Origin of the sequence: Miltoncostaea oceani, from assembly GCF_018141545.1 — a bacterium.
In the GTDB taxonomy this organism is placed as follows: Bacteria; Actinomycetota; Thermoleophilia; order Miltoncostaeales; family Miltoncostaeaceae; genus Miltoncostaea; species Miltoncostaea oceani.
This window is the reverse complement of the sequence record NZ_CP064356.1, coordinates 1,190,974-1,204,702: the sequence shown is the minus strand read 5'-3', so window position 1 is coordinate 1,204,702 and position 13,729 is coordinate 1,190,974. Positions and strand designations below refer to the sequence as shown.

Here is a 13,729-nt window from a genome sequence, read left to right as displayed (position 1 = left end):
GCCGCGCCATGCCTCCCCCCGCCGCCCCGGCGCCCCCCGCCATCGCGGCGGTGGCGTTGCTGCTCGCCGCGCCGATGGCGGCGCTGCTGGCGCTGCTCGCGCGCCCCGGCCTCGACGGACGGTGGCAGCACCACCCCTCGCACCTGTGGATCGTCCTCGCCGCCGCGGCCGTGACGGGGGCGCTCGCCTACGCGATGGGCGGCGCCGCACGACGACGTGGCGACGCGCGCGTGCTGGCCCTCTCGATCGCGTTCCTCGCGGCGTCGGCGTTCCTCGGGCTGCACGCCCTCGCGACGCCGGGGGTGCTGGTGGAGCGCCCGTCCGCGGCGTTCGCCGCCGCGACGCCCGTCGGCCTGGTTCTGGCGGCGGTCCTCTGCGCCGCCGCGGCGCGCGGCTGGGAGGGCGCCCGCGCCGCCCGGGCGATGCGGGTGCTGCCCGCCGTCCAGGTGCTGGTGCTGGTCGCCGCCGCGGCGTGGGGGGTCCTCGCCCTGACGGCGGACGGCCCGCTGTCGGGCACGGAGCCACCCGCCCGGGGGGACGCGGCCCTCGTCGCGCTGGGCGTCGCCGGGGCGGCCCTGTATCTGGCCGCGGCCGCCGGGTTCGCGCGGCTCTGGTGGCGGCGCCGCGGGACGCTGGCGGCCCTCGCGGCGGTCGCGATGCTGCTGCTCGCCGAGACGATGGTCGCCGTCGCCGCGTCGCGCACGTGGCAGGCGTCGTGGTGGGAGTGGCACGTCCTGATCCTCGCGGCGTTCGGCCTCGTCGCCGTCGGCGCGCACCTCGAGTGGCACGAGGAGCGCTTCGGGGCCCTCTACCTCGACGACACCGCCGCGGGACGGCGGGAGATGAGCGTGCTGTTCGCCGACCTCGCGGGGTTCACGGCCTTCTGCGAGCGCTCCGACCCGGCCGCCGTGTCGCGGATGCTGAACGTGCGCCTCGGCGCCGCCGTCACCGCGGTCACCGCCGAGGGCGGCGACGTCGACCGCCTCGTCGGCGACGCCGTGATGGTCGTCTTCAACCGCGCCGGCGACCAGCCCGACCACGCCGCACGAGCGGTGGCGGCGGCCCGCGCCCTGCAGCGGGCGACGGTCCCCGCCGCGGGGGAGCCCGAGGGCTGGCCGCGCTTCCGCGTCGGCGTGAACACCGGGGAGGCCGTCACCGTCGTGCTCGGCACGCGCGGCGGGCGCACCCACACGGTGCTCGGCGACGCGGTGAACGTGGCCGCGCGGCTCGAGGGTCTCGCGCCCGTCGGCGGCGTGGTGGTGGCCGCCGCGACGGCGGCCGGGGCCGGGGTGGCGGGCACGTCCCTCGGCGGGACGGCGGTGAAGGGCCGGGCGGAACCGGTCGAGGCCGTCCTGCTGGACGGCCCCTCGGGCCCCTGACCCTCCCGCGCCGCGGCGCGGGCGGGTCACGACAGCAGCGGCGCCTCCAGGGTGTCGCGGACGCGGCCCTCGACGTCCACGAACGCGAACGTCGCCCGGCCGTCGTGGAGGCGGACCCGCAGCACGCCGAACGCCGCGAGGTACACGACGGCGTCCCGGCTGCGGGGCGTCCGCCCGTCGTTGCGGGGGGCGCCGCCGGTGCCGACGGTGAGGAAGGGGACGCCGGGGGCGCCCGCCACCTCGCGGCGCTCGTAGGCGTGCAGGTGGCCGGCGAGCACGGCCGTGACGTCGGCGGCGGCGATCACCGGCAGCACCGGGTTGCCGGCCGTGACCGGCTGGTGCATCACCACGAGGCGGGCGAGGGGTCCGGGCCGGGCGAGGGCCCGCCGCAGGAACGGGACGTCCGCGGCGTCGCCCCGCAGCCCGATCGCGACGACCTGCACCGGCCCGTACCGCAGGTCGTACCGCTCGCCGTCGGCGGGCCACTCGAAGGCCTCGGCGAGGGCCCGCTGCCCGGCCGGGAACACGACGTCGTGGTCCCCGACGGTCCCGTAGTTCGGGGCGGAGCCGAGCACGGGCGCGAGCGGGCCGAACACGAGCTCGTCGAGCAGCTGCGGCAGGGTCACGATGTAGGCGTTGTCGCCGGCGGTGACGAGCAGGCGCGGCTCCTCCGCCGCGACCCGCGCGGCGACGGCGCGGGAGCTGTCGTTGGGCGCCCCGTAGTCGCCGAACGCGACGAGGTCGAGCGGGCGCGACAGGTCGCGGGGCGCGGTCGTGAACGCCCCCGACGCCGCGTCCCGCCCGTCGATGCGCGCCGTCCACGCGTAGCGGGTGTCCGGCGCGAGGCCGCGCAGGTCGCCGCCGTCGGCGGTGCGGGCGGCGCCCCCGTCCGCGGGGGTCGCGGTCACCGTCACCCGCGTCCCCGGCGGCGCCACCCAGCGCATCCGGGCGGACGTCGGCGCGACGCGGGTCAGGTAGGGGGCGCGCGTGAAGGCCGCCGCCGGGGCCTCCCCCCCGCCGTCGTCCCCGCCGCCGCAGCCCCACGCGGCGAGGCAGAGCGTCGCGGCCCCGAGCAGGGCGCCGAGGGCGCGGGTGCGGCTCACGCGGGCCATGATGACGGAGGTGCCCGGACCGGGCCTCCCCGCCGGTCCTCCGCTACCCTCGGACCCGCATGGAACTCGGCATCTACACGTTCGCGGAGCTCACCCCGGACGCCGAGACCGGCCACATGATCTCGCCGCAGGAGCGGCTGGCCGACCTGCTGGAGGAGATCGCCCTCGCCGACCGCGTCGGCCTCGACGTGTTCGGGCTCGGCGAGCACCACCGCCCCGACTTCACCGTCTCCGCCCCCGCCGTCGTGCTCGGCGCCGCCGCGGCGATCACGGAGCGCATCCGCCTGACGAGCGCGGTGAGCGTGCTCAGCTCCGACGACCCCGTCCGGGTCTTCCAGCAGTTCGCCACCGTCGACCTCCTGTCCGGCGGGCGCGCCGAGGTGATGGCGGGGCGCGGGTCGTTCATCGAGTCGTTCCCGCTGTTCGGGTACCCCCTCGAGGACTACGACTCCCTGTTCGACGAGAAGCTCCGGATGCTGCTGGCCCTCCGCGACCGGGAGACGGTCACGTGGTCCGGGCGCCACCGCGCGCCGATCGACGGGCGCGGCGTCTACCCGCGCCCCGTGCAGGACCCCCTGCCGGTCTGGGTCGCGGTGGGCGGCACCCCGGCGTCGGTGGTCCGCGCCGGCACCCTCGGCCTGCCGATGGCGCTCGCGATCATCGGCGGCCAGCCCGCCCGGTTCGCCCCGTACGCCGAGCTGTTCCGCACCGCCGCCGCGGAGGCGGGCCACGGCCCGCTGCCGCTCAGCATCAACTCGCACGGCTACGTCGCGGACACCTCGCAGCGGGCGGCCGACGAGGCGTTCGGCCCCTTCAAGACCATGATGGACCGCATCGGCCGCGAGCGCGGGTGGTCACCGATGTCGCGCGCCGCGTTCGACGCCTCCATCGACCTGCACGGCGCGAACCTCGTCGGGAGCCCGCAGCAGGTGGTCGAGAAGATCCTCTTCCAGCACGAGGTCTTCGGGCACGACCGCTTCCTCATCCAGTTCAGCGTCGGCACGATGCCCCACGACCGGATGATGCGGAGCATCGAGCTGTTCGGCACCGAGGTCGCGCCCGCCGTCCGGGCCGCGCTCGCGGCGAAGGAGCCCGCGACCGCCTAGTCGTCGTCGGGGGCCGGCGTGACGAAGCCGGTCTCGTAGGCCAGCACCACCGCCTGCACGCGGTCCCGCAGGCCGAGCTTCGACAGCAGGCGGGCCACGTGGGTCTTCACGGTGCTCTCGCCGAGCACCAGCTCCGCGGCGATCTCGGCGTTGGAGAGGCCGCCCGCCACGAGCCGCAGCACCTCCCGCTCCCGGGCGGTGAGGGCCGCGAGGCGTGGGTGGGGACCCGCCGCGTCCGGACGTGCGGCGCGGGCGAAACGCTCCACCAGGCGGCGGGTGATCGACGGGGCGAGCAGCGCGTCGCCGTCGGCGGCGACGCGCACCGCGTCGAGGAGGCGGTCCGCGGGCGTGTCCTTCAGCAGGAACCCGCTCGCGCCGATCCGGAGCGCCTCGAAGACGTACTCGTCGCGGTCGAAGGTCGTCAGCATCACCACCGCCGTCCGTAGCCCCGGCTCGGACAGGATCCGCTCCGCCGCCGCCAGGCCGTCGAGCCCCGGCATGCGGATGTCCATCAGCACCACGTCCGGCCGGCGCCGGCGGACCACGTCGACGGCCGCCTCGCCGTCGGCGGCCTCACCCACGACGCGCATGTCCGGCTCCGAGTCGAGGATCACCCGGAACCCGGCGCGCAGCAGCCGCTGGTCGTCCGCCACCACCACCGTGATCTCGCGGGAGGGGGCCTCCGGGGGCGGCGCCCGGGTCGTCGGCGTCGGCGTCGTCCCGCCACAGCACCTCGGCCGTCGCGACCCGCTCGTCGATGCCCGGCAGGCGCAGCCCCGCGGCCGGGCGAACCACCTGCTCCAGCGACGGCCCGGCGACCTGGCGGACGACGTCCGCGGCGACGATCCCGCCCGACGCGGCGGCGTTGCACAGGCGGCGCGCCAGCAGCGCCGGCCCGTCCCCGCCGTCCCCGCCGACCGCCATCTCCCCCGCGGCGATGCCGATCCTCGGGGGCGCCGTGCCCGCGGCCGCGGCGGCCCGCTGCATCTCGACGGCGCAGCGCACCGCCGCCGCGGCGCCGGCGAACGTGACGAGCAGGCCCGTCCCGGCGCCGGAGAGCCCACGTCCGCCGTGGGCGGCGGCGACCGCCCGCAGCGCGTCGAGGGCCGCGCGCCGCGCGGGGTCGGGCGCGCGTCCGGCGGGACCGGCGAGGTCGGCGGCGAGCACGGTCGCGAAGGCGGTGTCCACGGTCGGAGCATCCTCGCGCCCCGGCCGGGCGCGCGTCACCCCCGGTGATGACACCGCCGCGCCGCCGTTCATCCCGGCGGGGGACGACGACGCGGCGCCCCCGGCGGATGCTCGCCCCGCTCCCGGCGACGACCGGGTCCACCCACCCCTTTACGGAAAGGTCGTGTCGCCCCCATGATCCGGTCCATGACGAACATCCGCGAGCGCATCGGCGGGCTGGACATCGCCATCGCCGCGCTCGGCGTCGCACTCGCCGCCGTCTACATGGCGATCCAGGTCCCCGACGACGTCGTCGCGGCCCCGTGGCCCGCCGTCCCGCTCTTCGCGCTCTGCGCGGTCCCCCTGCTGTGGCGCCGCGTCGCGCCCCTCGCCGCGTCGGTCGCCACCCTCGCCGCCGCCGGCCTGCACGTCGCGATCTTCCAGGACGACGTCGTCCGGTGTGGTGTCCTCGCCCCGCTCGCGCTCATCCTCGGCTTCGCCGTCGGCGCGCGGCTCGAGCTGCGCGCGTCGCTGATCGGCCTCGTCGCGACGCTCGGCATCGCGTTCCTCGGCACCGCCCCCGACCATTCGAGCGGGGCGGACGTCGGGGCCTTCTACGGCTTCATCGGCCCGATCCTGATCGGCGTCTGGGGCGTCGGCCGCCTCGTCCACTCCCGCGGCAGGGTCGTGCGCGAGCTGGAGGCCCGCACCGGTGAGCTGCGCGCGGCCCGCGACGAGCGTGCCCGCCTCGAGGTCACCGGCGACCGGGCGCGTCTGTCGGCCGAGCTCGACGCCCTGCTGCAGCGTCGCCTCGCCGCCCTGACCGAACTCGCGGAGGCGGGGGTGGACCCCGCCGACCCGGGGGCCGCCGCCGGGACGCTCGCCCGGATCGAGCGGGAGAGCCGCGCGACCCTCGAGGAGATGCGCGCGGTCGTCGGCGTCCTGCGCGACGAGGACGGCGCCGCCGCGACCGCCCCGCAGCCGACCCTCACCCAGCTCGACGCGCTGCTCGTCCGCGCCAAGGGGTCCGGCGCCCGCCTGACCGTCGAGGGCCACCCGCGGGCGCTGCCCGCCGGCGTGGAGCTCTCCGCGTACCGGGTGGTCGAGCACCTGCTCGACGCCCTCGGCGACGCGCCGGACGTCGCCGTGGTCGTGCGCTTCACCGACGACGCGCTGGAGCTCCGCGCCACCGGGCCGGCGCGCCGCCGCGCCGCCGCCGCCATCGAACGCGCCCGCGAGCGGGCGCGCCTCCACGACGGACACGTGGCGGTCACCACCGAGGGCGGGCGCGCCGAGGCCCGGGTGTCGCTCCCCATCTACGCGACGGTCTGATGACCGCCCCCCGCCGGGCCGACCTCGGGATCGCCCTCGCGGGGGGCGCCGTCGCGCTCGTCGCCGCCCTCCCGTGGACCGGCGGGGGCGCGGGGCTGGTGACGGGCGGCCTGCTCGGGGCCGCCCTCGGCCTCGCCCGGTGGGCGCCCGCCGCGTGCTGGGCGCTCGCCGCCGCCCTCTTCCTCGTCGCCGGGGCCGCCGGCACCCTGCCCGGCGACGACTCGCTCGTCGCCTACCTCGCCGTCGCCGCCCACGCGTTCGCCGCGGGGAGGTTCGACGGCCGCCGCTCCGGCGTCGTGGGGATGCTCGTCATCGTGGCCGCCGCGACGACCGGCGCCCTGATGGCCGGGAGCGCGGAGGCGGTCTTCCTGTTCATCCCGCCCGCCGCCTGGGGGGCGGGGCGGGCGCTGCGCGAGCGGTCGGTCGCCGCCGCGCAGCTCGCCACCCGGGTGCGCGAGCTGGAGGCCGAGCGCGAGGCGTTCGCGACGCTGTCGGTGCGGTACGAGCGGGCGCGGATCGCCTCGGAGCTCCACGACATCGTCGCGCACGCGATCAGCGTCATGGTGGTGCAGGCGAGCGCCGGTCAGCGTCTCGTGGGCCGCGACGACGCCGCGGCCGCCGAGACGTTCGAGGCGATCGCGGGGGCGGCCCGGCAGGCGGAACGCGAGATGGCCCTGCTGGTGCGGCTGCTCGCCGACGAACCCGCCCCCGGCCCCGACCTCGCCCTCGTCGAGGAGCTCGTGTCGCGCGCCTCCGGCAGCGGGCTCGACGTGCGCATGACGCTGGAGGGCGAGCGCGAGGGACTGCCGCCGGACGTGACGCAGACCGCCTACCGCGTGGTCCAGGAGGGCCTCACGAACGCCCTGCGGTACGCGGCGGGCGCACCCGTCGCGGTGCGCCTGCGGGGGGGCCGCGACGCCCTGGAGGTCGAGGTCGTGAACGGCCCGGCCGGAGACGAGGCCTCCCTCACCGGCATCGGCGGGGGCACCGGCCTGCGCGGACTGCGGGAGCGGGCCGAGTCCCTCGGGGGCAGCCTCGAGGCCGGCCCCGGCGCGGACGGGGGGTGGCGCCTCGCCGCACGCCTCCCGCGCGGCGCCGCCGTCGCCGCCTGACGCCCCGCGGTCAGGGGTTGCGTCCCTTGCTGCTATGGTCGCAACCCCATGGATGAGCTCGGCAACCGCCCCCTCCTCGCGACGGCCCGCGACCAGCGGATGGTCGTGGAGCGCCCCGAGATCGACGCCGTCGTCGACCTCGCCCGCCGCGGCCTGAACGTGCTGGTGGTCGGGCCACGGGGCGCGGGTGCGACGACGACGCTCCACGCCGCCGCCTTCCGGCTGCGCGCGCACGGTCACCGCGCCGAGCCGGTCGACGCGGGCGCCGCCGCCGACCTGCCGGAGCTCGTGCGCGCCATCGACCGCGCGGTGGCGGGCGGCGACGGGGACGACGGACGGGCCGGTCGCGCCGGAGCGTCGGAGACGACCCGCGTGCTCGCCACGATCCGCTCCTGGGCGGACGCGGCGGACACCCGGGTCCACGTGATGCTCGACGGCGTGCGTCCCGAGCTCGCCCACCCCCTCTTCGGGCGCCTGCGCGACGAGCTGTGGCAGACGCCCGTCCGCTTCGTCGTCGCCGCGTCGGCCGCGGACGCCGCCGGCTTCCTGCAGCCGCCGGCGGACGTCTTCTTCGAGGCCGTCGTGCGCCTCGGGCCCCTGGGGGAGGAGGCACGCGCCGACATGCTGCGGCGACGCCTCGACCCCGCCGACGCGGAGCGCGTCGCCGACGCGCTCCGTGGCGCGGGGCTCGACACGCCCCGCGAGGTCCTGGCCGCCGCCCGCGACGCCCTCATCGGCGGCACCGCGCCCGGCGGCGCCGGGGCCGCCGCGCGGGAGCGCGCCCGCCGGGCGGCCGCGCTCGGCCCCGCCGCCGAGCGCCTGCTCGCGGAGCTCGACGCGAGCGGCCCCGCCAGCGCCTCCGACCCGCGGCTGCTCGCCCGCCTCGGCTGGTCGCGCCAGCGGGCCGCCCAGGTCGCCCGCGCCCTCGAGGAGGGGGGGCTCGTGACCAGCGGAACCGCCCGCGGCGACGACCGCCGCGTGCGCCGCGTGTTCGTCCCCGTCCCCGCGTCGGCACTCGCCCCCGGCGAGGGGGTCCCGGCGCCGTGAGCCGCGACGTCCTGGTCGAGCTGCGCGAGCGCGGCGCCCTCGGGGACCGCCACTACGAGGCGCTGGAGGCGCTCCACGTCCCGTGGGACGACCTCGTCGGCGGCAGCCGCGTCGAGGGTGAGATCGGCCGCGTCGCCCGCAGCGGCGGGCACCTCGCGGTCGTCGGCCCCTCCGGCACCGGGAAGTCGAGCGTGCTGGCGGCGGTGCTCGGCCAGCTCGCGCCGGACGTCCCCGCGCACCTCGTCCCCGTGCGCGTCCCCATGAGCGTCGTGGAGCGGGGGGTCGTCGACCCCGGGGACTTCGCGCGCCACATCGTCCGGCAGGTCATCGACTGGGCGGCGCCCGACCTCCCGAGCCGGCGCGAGCAGCAGGCGATCGAGGAGCGGATCGCGGACCTGTCGCGCCGCAGCCGCCGGGCGCGCCGCCGCGGCTTCGCGCTCAACGTGCCGCTCGCCCTGGTCTCCCCGCGCCTCGCGGCGGTGACCGCGGGCCTCGCGAGCGACATCGAGGTGTCGGCCGGCGGGTGGGAGTCGCGGGTGCGCGGCGGGGAGCCGTGGCACGCCCTCGGCGACCTCGTCGCCGTGTTCCGCGGGCGCGACCTCGAGCCGTTCTTCGTGCTCGACGACACCGACATCTGGCTGCGGTCGGTGTACGCCGACGAGGCGGAGGTCCTCGTGCGCGGCTTCGTCGCGAACGTCCGGACGATGATCACCGAGGTCGACTGCGGGCTCGCCCTCCAGGTCCACACGGAGTACCTGCGGTACCCGGCGATGGCGGAGACCGCCCGTCGCCTGCAGCTCGTCGAGCTGCCGCGGCTACCCGACCCCGTCGCGGGGCTCGTCCGGATCCTCGACCGCCGGATGGAGGTCGCCGGGATCGCCGGGGGCACGGCCGACGCGTTCGCCGAGCCGGCGCTCCGCGACCTCGCGACGGTCTACGAGGAGGCCCACGGCGACCTGCGGCTCGTGCTGGCGCTCGCCGACGAGGCGGTCGGCGAGGCGCTGCAGGACGAGTCCGCGGGGCTCGTGGGTCGCGCCGCCGTGCGGGCCGCCCGCGCGAAGCGGGCGGGGCTCATGCCCTGACCCGCCCGCGGTCCTCCGGGGCGCCGTCACCGGACGACCGCGACCGCCTCGCGTGCTGCCGCGAGGAGACCACGAGGCGCTCGGCGATCTGCTCGACGAGCCGATCCGCGCCGGCGGGCAGGAGCGCCTCGATCCTCCGGCTGCCGGCGGGACGGTCGGCGAGCGGCCGCGTCACGGCCCCCGCCGGCACCGTTCCGAGCGTCAGCCCGTGCATCGGCACGATGCCGATCCCGGCGGCGGCGAAGGCCTGGACGGCCGGCAGGTCGTCGAGCTCGTAGGCGACCGTCGGCGTGAACCCGGCCTCCGCGCAGAGCTGCTCGACGACCGCCCGGAAACGTCCCGCCGGGGTGTCCCGCCGGGGGAGGATGAGCGGCTCGCCCTCCAGGTCGGCGATCCGCACCGCGTCGAGGCGCGCCAGCCGGTGGCGCCCCGGCAGCACGATGCTCAGGTGGTCGTCGAGCAGGTGGCGCCGGCGCAGCCCCGCCGTGTCGGGCACGGCGACGCCCGGCATGTGGTGCACGACGGCGAGGTCCGCCTCGCCGCGCCGGAGCCGGTCGATGGCCTCCCGGGTCTCCACCTGCAGCACCCGCACCACGAGGCCGGGGTTCGCGCGCCGCAGGTCGCGCACCGCGGCGGGCACGAAGGAGGAGAGCGCGCTGGTGAACGCGGCGAGCCGGATCATCCTCCGGCCGCTGTGGAGGTCGTCGAGCGCGCCCTCGATGCCGACGACGGCGGCGAGCACGCGCTGGGCGTGGGGCAGCAGAGCGGCGCCGGCGACGGTCGGGCGCAGGGGCCGCTGCGCCCGGTCGATCAGCGGGACGCCGGTGTCGCGCTCCAGGCCGGCGAGCTGCTGGGAGACGGCCGACTGGGTGTATCCGAGGACGTCCGCCGCCGCCGAGACCGAGCCGAGCTCCGCGACGAGGGCGAAGGCGCGGAGGCGGGCGACGTCACCGACGGGCATGAAGAGAACCTACTACTCAAAGAAGGATAATCAGTGGCGCTGCTGATCTCCCGGGGGGAGGCTCCTCCTGCACCGTCCACCGCAGGAGAGGGGAGCTTCGATGATGGCGACGACGCAGGCGCCGGCCGACCCGGGCCACGCGGTCCGTCCCGGCGACGGCGAGAGGATCTGGATCGTCGGGGACACGATGACGTTGCTGGCGACGGGCGAGCGCACCGGCGGCGGGCTCGTCCTCCTCGAGAACGTGACCGCACCGGGTGGCGGGCCCCCGCCGCACGTGCACACCCGGGAGGACGAGTTCTGGTACGTCCTCGACGGCACCTTCGAGATCCGCATCGGCGACCGGGTCCACGAGCTGGGGACCGGCGGGTTCGCCTACGCGCCGCGCGGCACGGTCCACAACTTCCGCAACACCGCCGCGACGCCGAGCCGCGTGCTGGTGGGCTTCACGCCCGGCGGCATGGAGGGCTTCTTCCGGGAGTCCGGGCGGCCCGCGCTCGACGACGGACCGGCCCCGCCGATCGACGCCGACGAGATCGCCCGCACGCTGGCGGCGGCGTCGCGTCACGGCGTCGAGGCGGTGGACTTCGACGCCTGAGCCTCCAGGCCGCCCCGGCCCTCCGCGCGGAGGGCCGGGGCGCCGGGCCACTAGACGGTCGGCTTGCCGATCGCCGCGCCCTTGCGGGCGTTGAACGCCTCGAGCATCGTCTCGAGGTCGCTGTCCTTCGCGGCCTCGACCAGCGCCGCGTACTTCTCGTTGATCGTGGCGCGCTGCTCGCGGTAGAGGATCCCCATCTTGAACCCGCCCTTCAGGGCGAGGTCGAAGGCGGCCGTCTTGTCGGCGACGTCGTGGTCGGGCGCGACGTCGGTGACGAGCTCCTTCCACTCCTCCTGGTGGTTGTTGAACATCACGCAGGGCGAGAGGGCGTCGATGTACGAGAAGCCCTTGTGCTCCATCGCCTGCACGATCAGCTCGGTCAGCGCCTTCGTGTTGAAGGAGGCCCCGCGGGCGACGAACGACGCGCCGGAGGCGACCGCGAACGCCAGCGTGTTCAGCGGCGTCTCGAGGTTGCCCCAGGGGGTCGAGGGCGCCTTCTGGTCGGTGAGCGACGTCGGCGAGACCTGGCCCTTGGTGAGGCCGTAGATCTCGTTGTCCATCACCAGGTACGTGATGTCGACGTTGCGGCGGGCCGCGTGCGGGAAGTGGCCGGCGCCGATGGCGAAGCCGTCGCCGTCGCCGCCGACCGCGATCACGTTCAGGTCGGGGTTCGCGAGCTTCACGCCCATCGCGACCGGCAGCGGGCGCCCGTGCAGGGAGTGGAAGCCGTACGTCGAGACGAAGCCCGGGAGGCGGCTGGAGCAGCCGATGCCCGAGACGACGACGGTGTTGGCGGGGTCCAGGTCGAGCTCGGCGAACGCCCGGTAGAGCGAGGCGAGGACGCCGAAGTCACCGCAGCCCGGGCACCAGATCGGCTTGAGCTCCGACTTGTAATCGGAGGGCTTGCGCTTCGCGGGGACGGTGCTCAACTGGGGATCCTTTCCATGATGACGTCGAGGACGTCCTCGGCGGTGAAGGGGAGGCCGTCGCACTTGGCGTGGCTCTCGACGGGGATGCCGCACTCGCCGCGCACGAGACGCGCGAGCTGGCCGGTGAAGTTGACCTCCGGGACCACCACGCGGCGGGCCTTCGCCGCGAACGCGGTGACCTGCTCGCCCGGGAAGGGCCCGAGCACGCGGGGGTAGAACGCGCCGACGGAGGCGCCCTCGGCCCGGGCGAGGTCGATCGCCTCGCGCACCGCGCCGTAGGTCGAGCCGAAGCCGATGATCGCGATCTCCGGCTGCTCCTCGCCGTAGTGCTCGTGGCGCACGATGCCGTTCTTCAGCGGCTCGAGCTTCGCCCAGCGCTTCGTCTGCATCGCGACGTGGTTCTCTGGCGTGTAGGCGGGGTGGCCGAGCTCGTCGTGCTCGATGCCGGTGGAGACGTACTGGCCGCCCTCCTCGCCCGGGATGCCCATCGGGGAGATCGAGTCCTCCGTCAGCTCGTACCGCTTGTACTCGCGGTCGAGGCCGGCGGAGGTGCGGCGGTCCCACAGCTCGATCAGGTCGGTGTCGGGCTTGTGGATGACCTCCATGCGCGTCGCGAGGCCCTGGTCGGTCAGCAGGATGACCGGCACCTGGTAGCGCTCCGAGTAGTTGAAGGCGTCGATCGTCGCCCAGAAGCAGTCCTCGACGGTGATCGGCGCGATCACGACCCGGGGGGCCTCGCCGTGCCCGCCGTACAGGGCGTGCTGCAGGTCGGACTGCTCGGTCTTCGTCGGCAGGCCGGTGGACGGGCCGCCGCGCTGCGCGTCGATGACGACGCAGGGGATCTCCGCCGTGCCGGCGTAGCCGAGCATCTCCGTCATGAGGGAGAGGCCGGGCCCGGAGGTCGCCGTCATCGACTTGACCCCGGCGTAGGAGGCGCCCAGCACGGAGGAGATCGAGGCGATCTCGTCCTCGCACTGGATGGTGATGCCGCCGACCTGCGGGAGCTTCGCCGACAGCCACTCCAGGATGTCGGAGGCCGGGGTGATCGGGTAGCCGGCGAAGTACTTCACGCCGGCGGCGATGGCGCCGACGGCGATCGCCTGGTTGCCGGACATGAGGATCCGGTCGGCCTCGACCTCGACGGGGTCGGTGATCGCGAGGGACCCGCGCAGGTCGGCGCTCTCGTCACCGCCGGCGCGCAGGGCGGCGATGTTCGCGTCGGCCACGCCCTGCTTGTGGGCGTAGCGGCGGAGCACGAGCTCCTCGATCGGCGTCGTGTTGAACGAGATGACGCCGGCGACGGCGCCGACGGCGACCATGTTCTTCGCGCGCAGGGAGCCGCCGATCTCCTTGGCGAGCTTCTCCATCCGCACGGGGCGGGCGCGCGCCGCGTACTCCTCGGGGATGTCGACCGCGGTCTCGTCGAACAGGATGACGCCGTCCGGCCCGAGGGAGTCCCAGTGGAGGTCCCAGGCCTCCTGGTTGAAGCAGACGAGGAGGTCCACGTCCTTGCCGTGGCTGTAGATCCGCTCCTCGCCCATCCGCACCTGGTACATGCACGGCCCGCCCTTGATCTCGGCGGGATAGGTGCGGAACGTCTGGGTCCAGTACCCGCCGCGGGCGGCGGCCTGGGTCAGGATGTCCCCCGACGAGATGACCCCCTCGCCGGACTCTCCGGCAAGCCGGATCACCACGCTCTTTCGTGCCAAGGATGCCTCCTGCTCGTCGCGCGCGTCGCGAGGCGTGGGGCACCCGGCCCGCTCCCGGACCCGTGGCGTCCCCTGGCCTCGCCCCCATGACCGGCCACGACGGGACGAGCCCGCCCGCGGACGTCGCGCGTGATGTTACGCACGTGTCGTTCCCCGGGGCAACATCCCCGTGCCGCCGTCACCGTCCCCGGCGGC

General features: G+C 76.3%; 13 protein-coding genes. 7 read left to right on the top strand and 6 right to left on the bottom strand.

Going from position 1 to position 13,729, the window contains the following annotated elements; translation table 11 throughout:
• The first annotated feature begins 8 nt into the window (after positions 1-8).
• Positions 9-1,379, top strand: a complete 1,371-nt coding sequence (locus tag IU369_RS06080; protein ID WP_217923680.1) for an adenylate/guanylate cyclase domain-containing protein — start codon at positions 9-11, stop codon at positions 1,377-1,379.
• A gap of 26 nt (positions 1,380-1,405) precedes the next feature.
• Here IU369_RS06080 and IU369_RS06075 read toward each other — a convergent pair whose 3' ends face one another.
• Positions 1,406-2,482 (bottom strand): hypothetical protein, encoded by a 1,077-nt coding sequence (locus IU369_RS06075; RefSeq protein WP_217923679.1) that lies wholly within the window; start codon positions 2,480-2,482, stop codon positions 1,406-1,408.
• Positions 2,483-2,550: 68 nt separating this feature from the next.
• Here IU369_RS06075 and IU369_RS06070 point away from each other — a divergent pair, with 68 nt between their 5' ends.
• Positions 2,551-3,597 (top strand): LLM class flavin-dependent oxidoreductase, encoded by a 1,047-nt coding sequence (locus tag IU369_RS06070; RefSeq protein WP_217923678.1) that lies wholly within the window; start codon positions 2,551-2,553, stop codon positions 3,595-3,597.
• Here the strand turns inward: IU369_RS06070 and IU369_RS06065 are convergent.
• Both IU369_RS06065 and IU369_RS06060 read right to left on the bottom strand, forming a co-directional pair.
• Positions 3,594-4,250, bottom strand: a complete 657-nt coding sequence (locus tag IU369_RS06065; protein ID WP_217923677.1) for a response regulator — start codon at positions 4,248-4,250, stop codon at positions 3,594-3,596. The two genes, IU369_RS06070 and IU369_RS06065, sit on opposite strands and share 4 nt — an antisense overlap.
• Positions 4,171-4,785: a nucleotidyl cyclase domain-containing protein gene (locus tag IU369_RS06060; protein ID WP_217923676.1), complete on the bottom strand. Its 615-nt coding sequence runs from the start codon at positions 4,783-4,785 to the stop codon at positions 4,171-4,173. The genes IU369_RS06065 and IU369_RS06060 overlap by 80 nt, the downstream gene beginning before the upstream one ends.
• A gap of 186 nt (positions 4,786-4,971) precedes the next feature.
• Here IU369_RS06060 and IU369_RS06055 point away from each other — a divergent pair, with 186 nt between their 5' ends.
• Genes IU369_RS06055 through IU369_RS06040 form a run of 4 tightly spaced genes read left to right on the top strand, consistent with a single transcriptional unit; the run spans position 4,972 to position 9,337 of the window.
• Complete coding sequence (locus IU369_RS06055) at positions 4,972-6,096, top strand: sensor histidine kinase (protein WP_217923675.1); 1,125 nt, start codon at positions 4,972-4,974, stop codon at positions 6,094-6,096.
• Positions 6,096-7,208 carry a sensor histidine kinase gene (locus tag IU369_RS06050; protein ID WP_217923674.1) on the top strand — a complete coding sequence of 371 codons (1,113 nt, stop codon included), beginning with the start codon at positions 6,096-6,098 and terminating at the stop codon, positions 7,206-7,208. Before IU369_RS06055 ends, IU369_RS06050 begins: the two co-directional genes overlap by 1 nt.
• 48 nt (positions 7,209-7,256) lie before the next feature.
• Positions 7,257-8,255, top strand: a complete 999-nt coding sequence (locus IU369_RS06045) for a hypothetical protein (RefSeq protein WP_217923673.1) — start codon at positions 7,257-7,259, stop codon at positions 8,253-8,255.
• Positions 8,252-9,337 carry a P-loop NTPase family protein gene (locus IU369_RS06040; protein WP_217923672.1) on the top strand — a complete coding sequence of 362 codons (1,086 nt, stop codon included), beginning with the start codon at positions 8,252-8,254 and terminating at the stop codon, positions 9,335-9,337. Before IU369_RS06045 ends, IU369_RS06040 begins: the two co-directional genes overlap by 4 nt.
• Here the strand turns inward: IU369_RS06040 and IU369_RS06035 are convergent.
• Positions 9,327-10,298, bottom strand: coding sequence for a LysR family transcriptional regulator (locus tag IU369_RS06035; protein WP_217923671.1), 972 nt, complete (start codon positions 10,296-10,298; stop codon positions 9,327-9,329). The two genes, IU369_RS06040 and IU369_RS06035, sit on opposite strands and share 11 nt — an antisense overlap.
• 100 nt (positions 10,299-10,398) lie before the next feature.
• Between IU369_RS06035 and IU369_RS06030 the strand changes: the two genes are divergently transcribed.
• Positions 10,399-10,896 (top strand): quercetin 2,3-dioxygenase, encoded by a 498-nt coding sequence (locus tag IU369_RS06030; RefSeq protein WP_217923670.1) that lies wholly within the window; start codon positions 10,399-10,401, stop codon positions 10,894-10,896.
• Positions 10,897-10,946: 50 nt separating this feature from the next.
• On the opposite strand, the gene IU369_RS06025 is transcribed toward IU369_RS06030, so the two are convergent.
• Both IU369_RS06025 and IU369_RS06020 read right to left on the bottom strand, forming a co-directional pair.
• On the bottom strand, positions 10,947-11,825 hold the full coding sequence (locus IU369_RS06025) for a 2-oxoacid:ferredoxin oxidoreductase subunit beta (RefSeq protein ID WP_217923669.1): 879 nt from the start codon (positions 11,823-11,825) through the stop codon (positions 10,947-10,949).
• Entirely contained in the window at positions 11,822-13,534 is a 1,713-nt protein-coding gene (locus IU369_RS06020; protein ID WP_217923668.1) for a 2-oxoacid:acceptor oxidoreductase subunit alpha, read from the bottom strand. The genes IU369_RS06025 and IU369_RS06020 overlap by 4 nt, the downstream gene beginning before the upstream one ends.
• Positions 13,535-13,729 lie beyond the last annotated feature (195 nt).

Excerpts from the sequence above, each read along its gene's own strand:
- IU369_RS06080 (WP_217923680.1), top strand. The coding sequence starts at position 9 with ATGCCTCCCCCCGCCGCCCCGGCGCCCCCCGCCATCGCGGCGGTGGCG.
- IU369_RS06070 (WP_217923678.1), top strand. The coding sequence starts at position 2,551 with ATGGAACTCGGCATCTACACGTTCGCGGAGCTCACCCCGGACGCCGAG.
- IU369_RS06055 (WP_217923675.1), top strand. The coding sequence starts at position 4,972 with ATGACGAACATCCGCGAGCGCATCGGCGGGCTGGACATCGCCATCGCC.
- IU369_RS06050 (WP_217923674.1), top strand. The coding sequence starts at position 6,096 with ATGACCGCCCCCCGCCGGGCCGACCTCGGGATCGCCCTCGCGGGGGGC.
- IU369_RS06045 (WP_217923673.1), top strand. The coding sequence starts at position 7,257 with ATGGATGAGCTCGGCAACCGCCCCCTCCTCGCGACGGCCCGCGACCAG.
- IU369_RS06035 (WP_217923671.1), bottom strand. The coding sequence starts at position 10,298 with ATGCCCGTCGGTGACGTCGCCCGCCTCCGCGCCTTCGCCCTCGTCGCG.
- IU369_RS06030 (WP_217923670.1), top strand. The coding sequence starts at position 10,399 with ATGATGGCGACGACGCAGGCGCCGGCCGACCCGGGCCACGCGGTCCGT.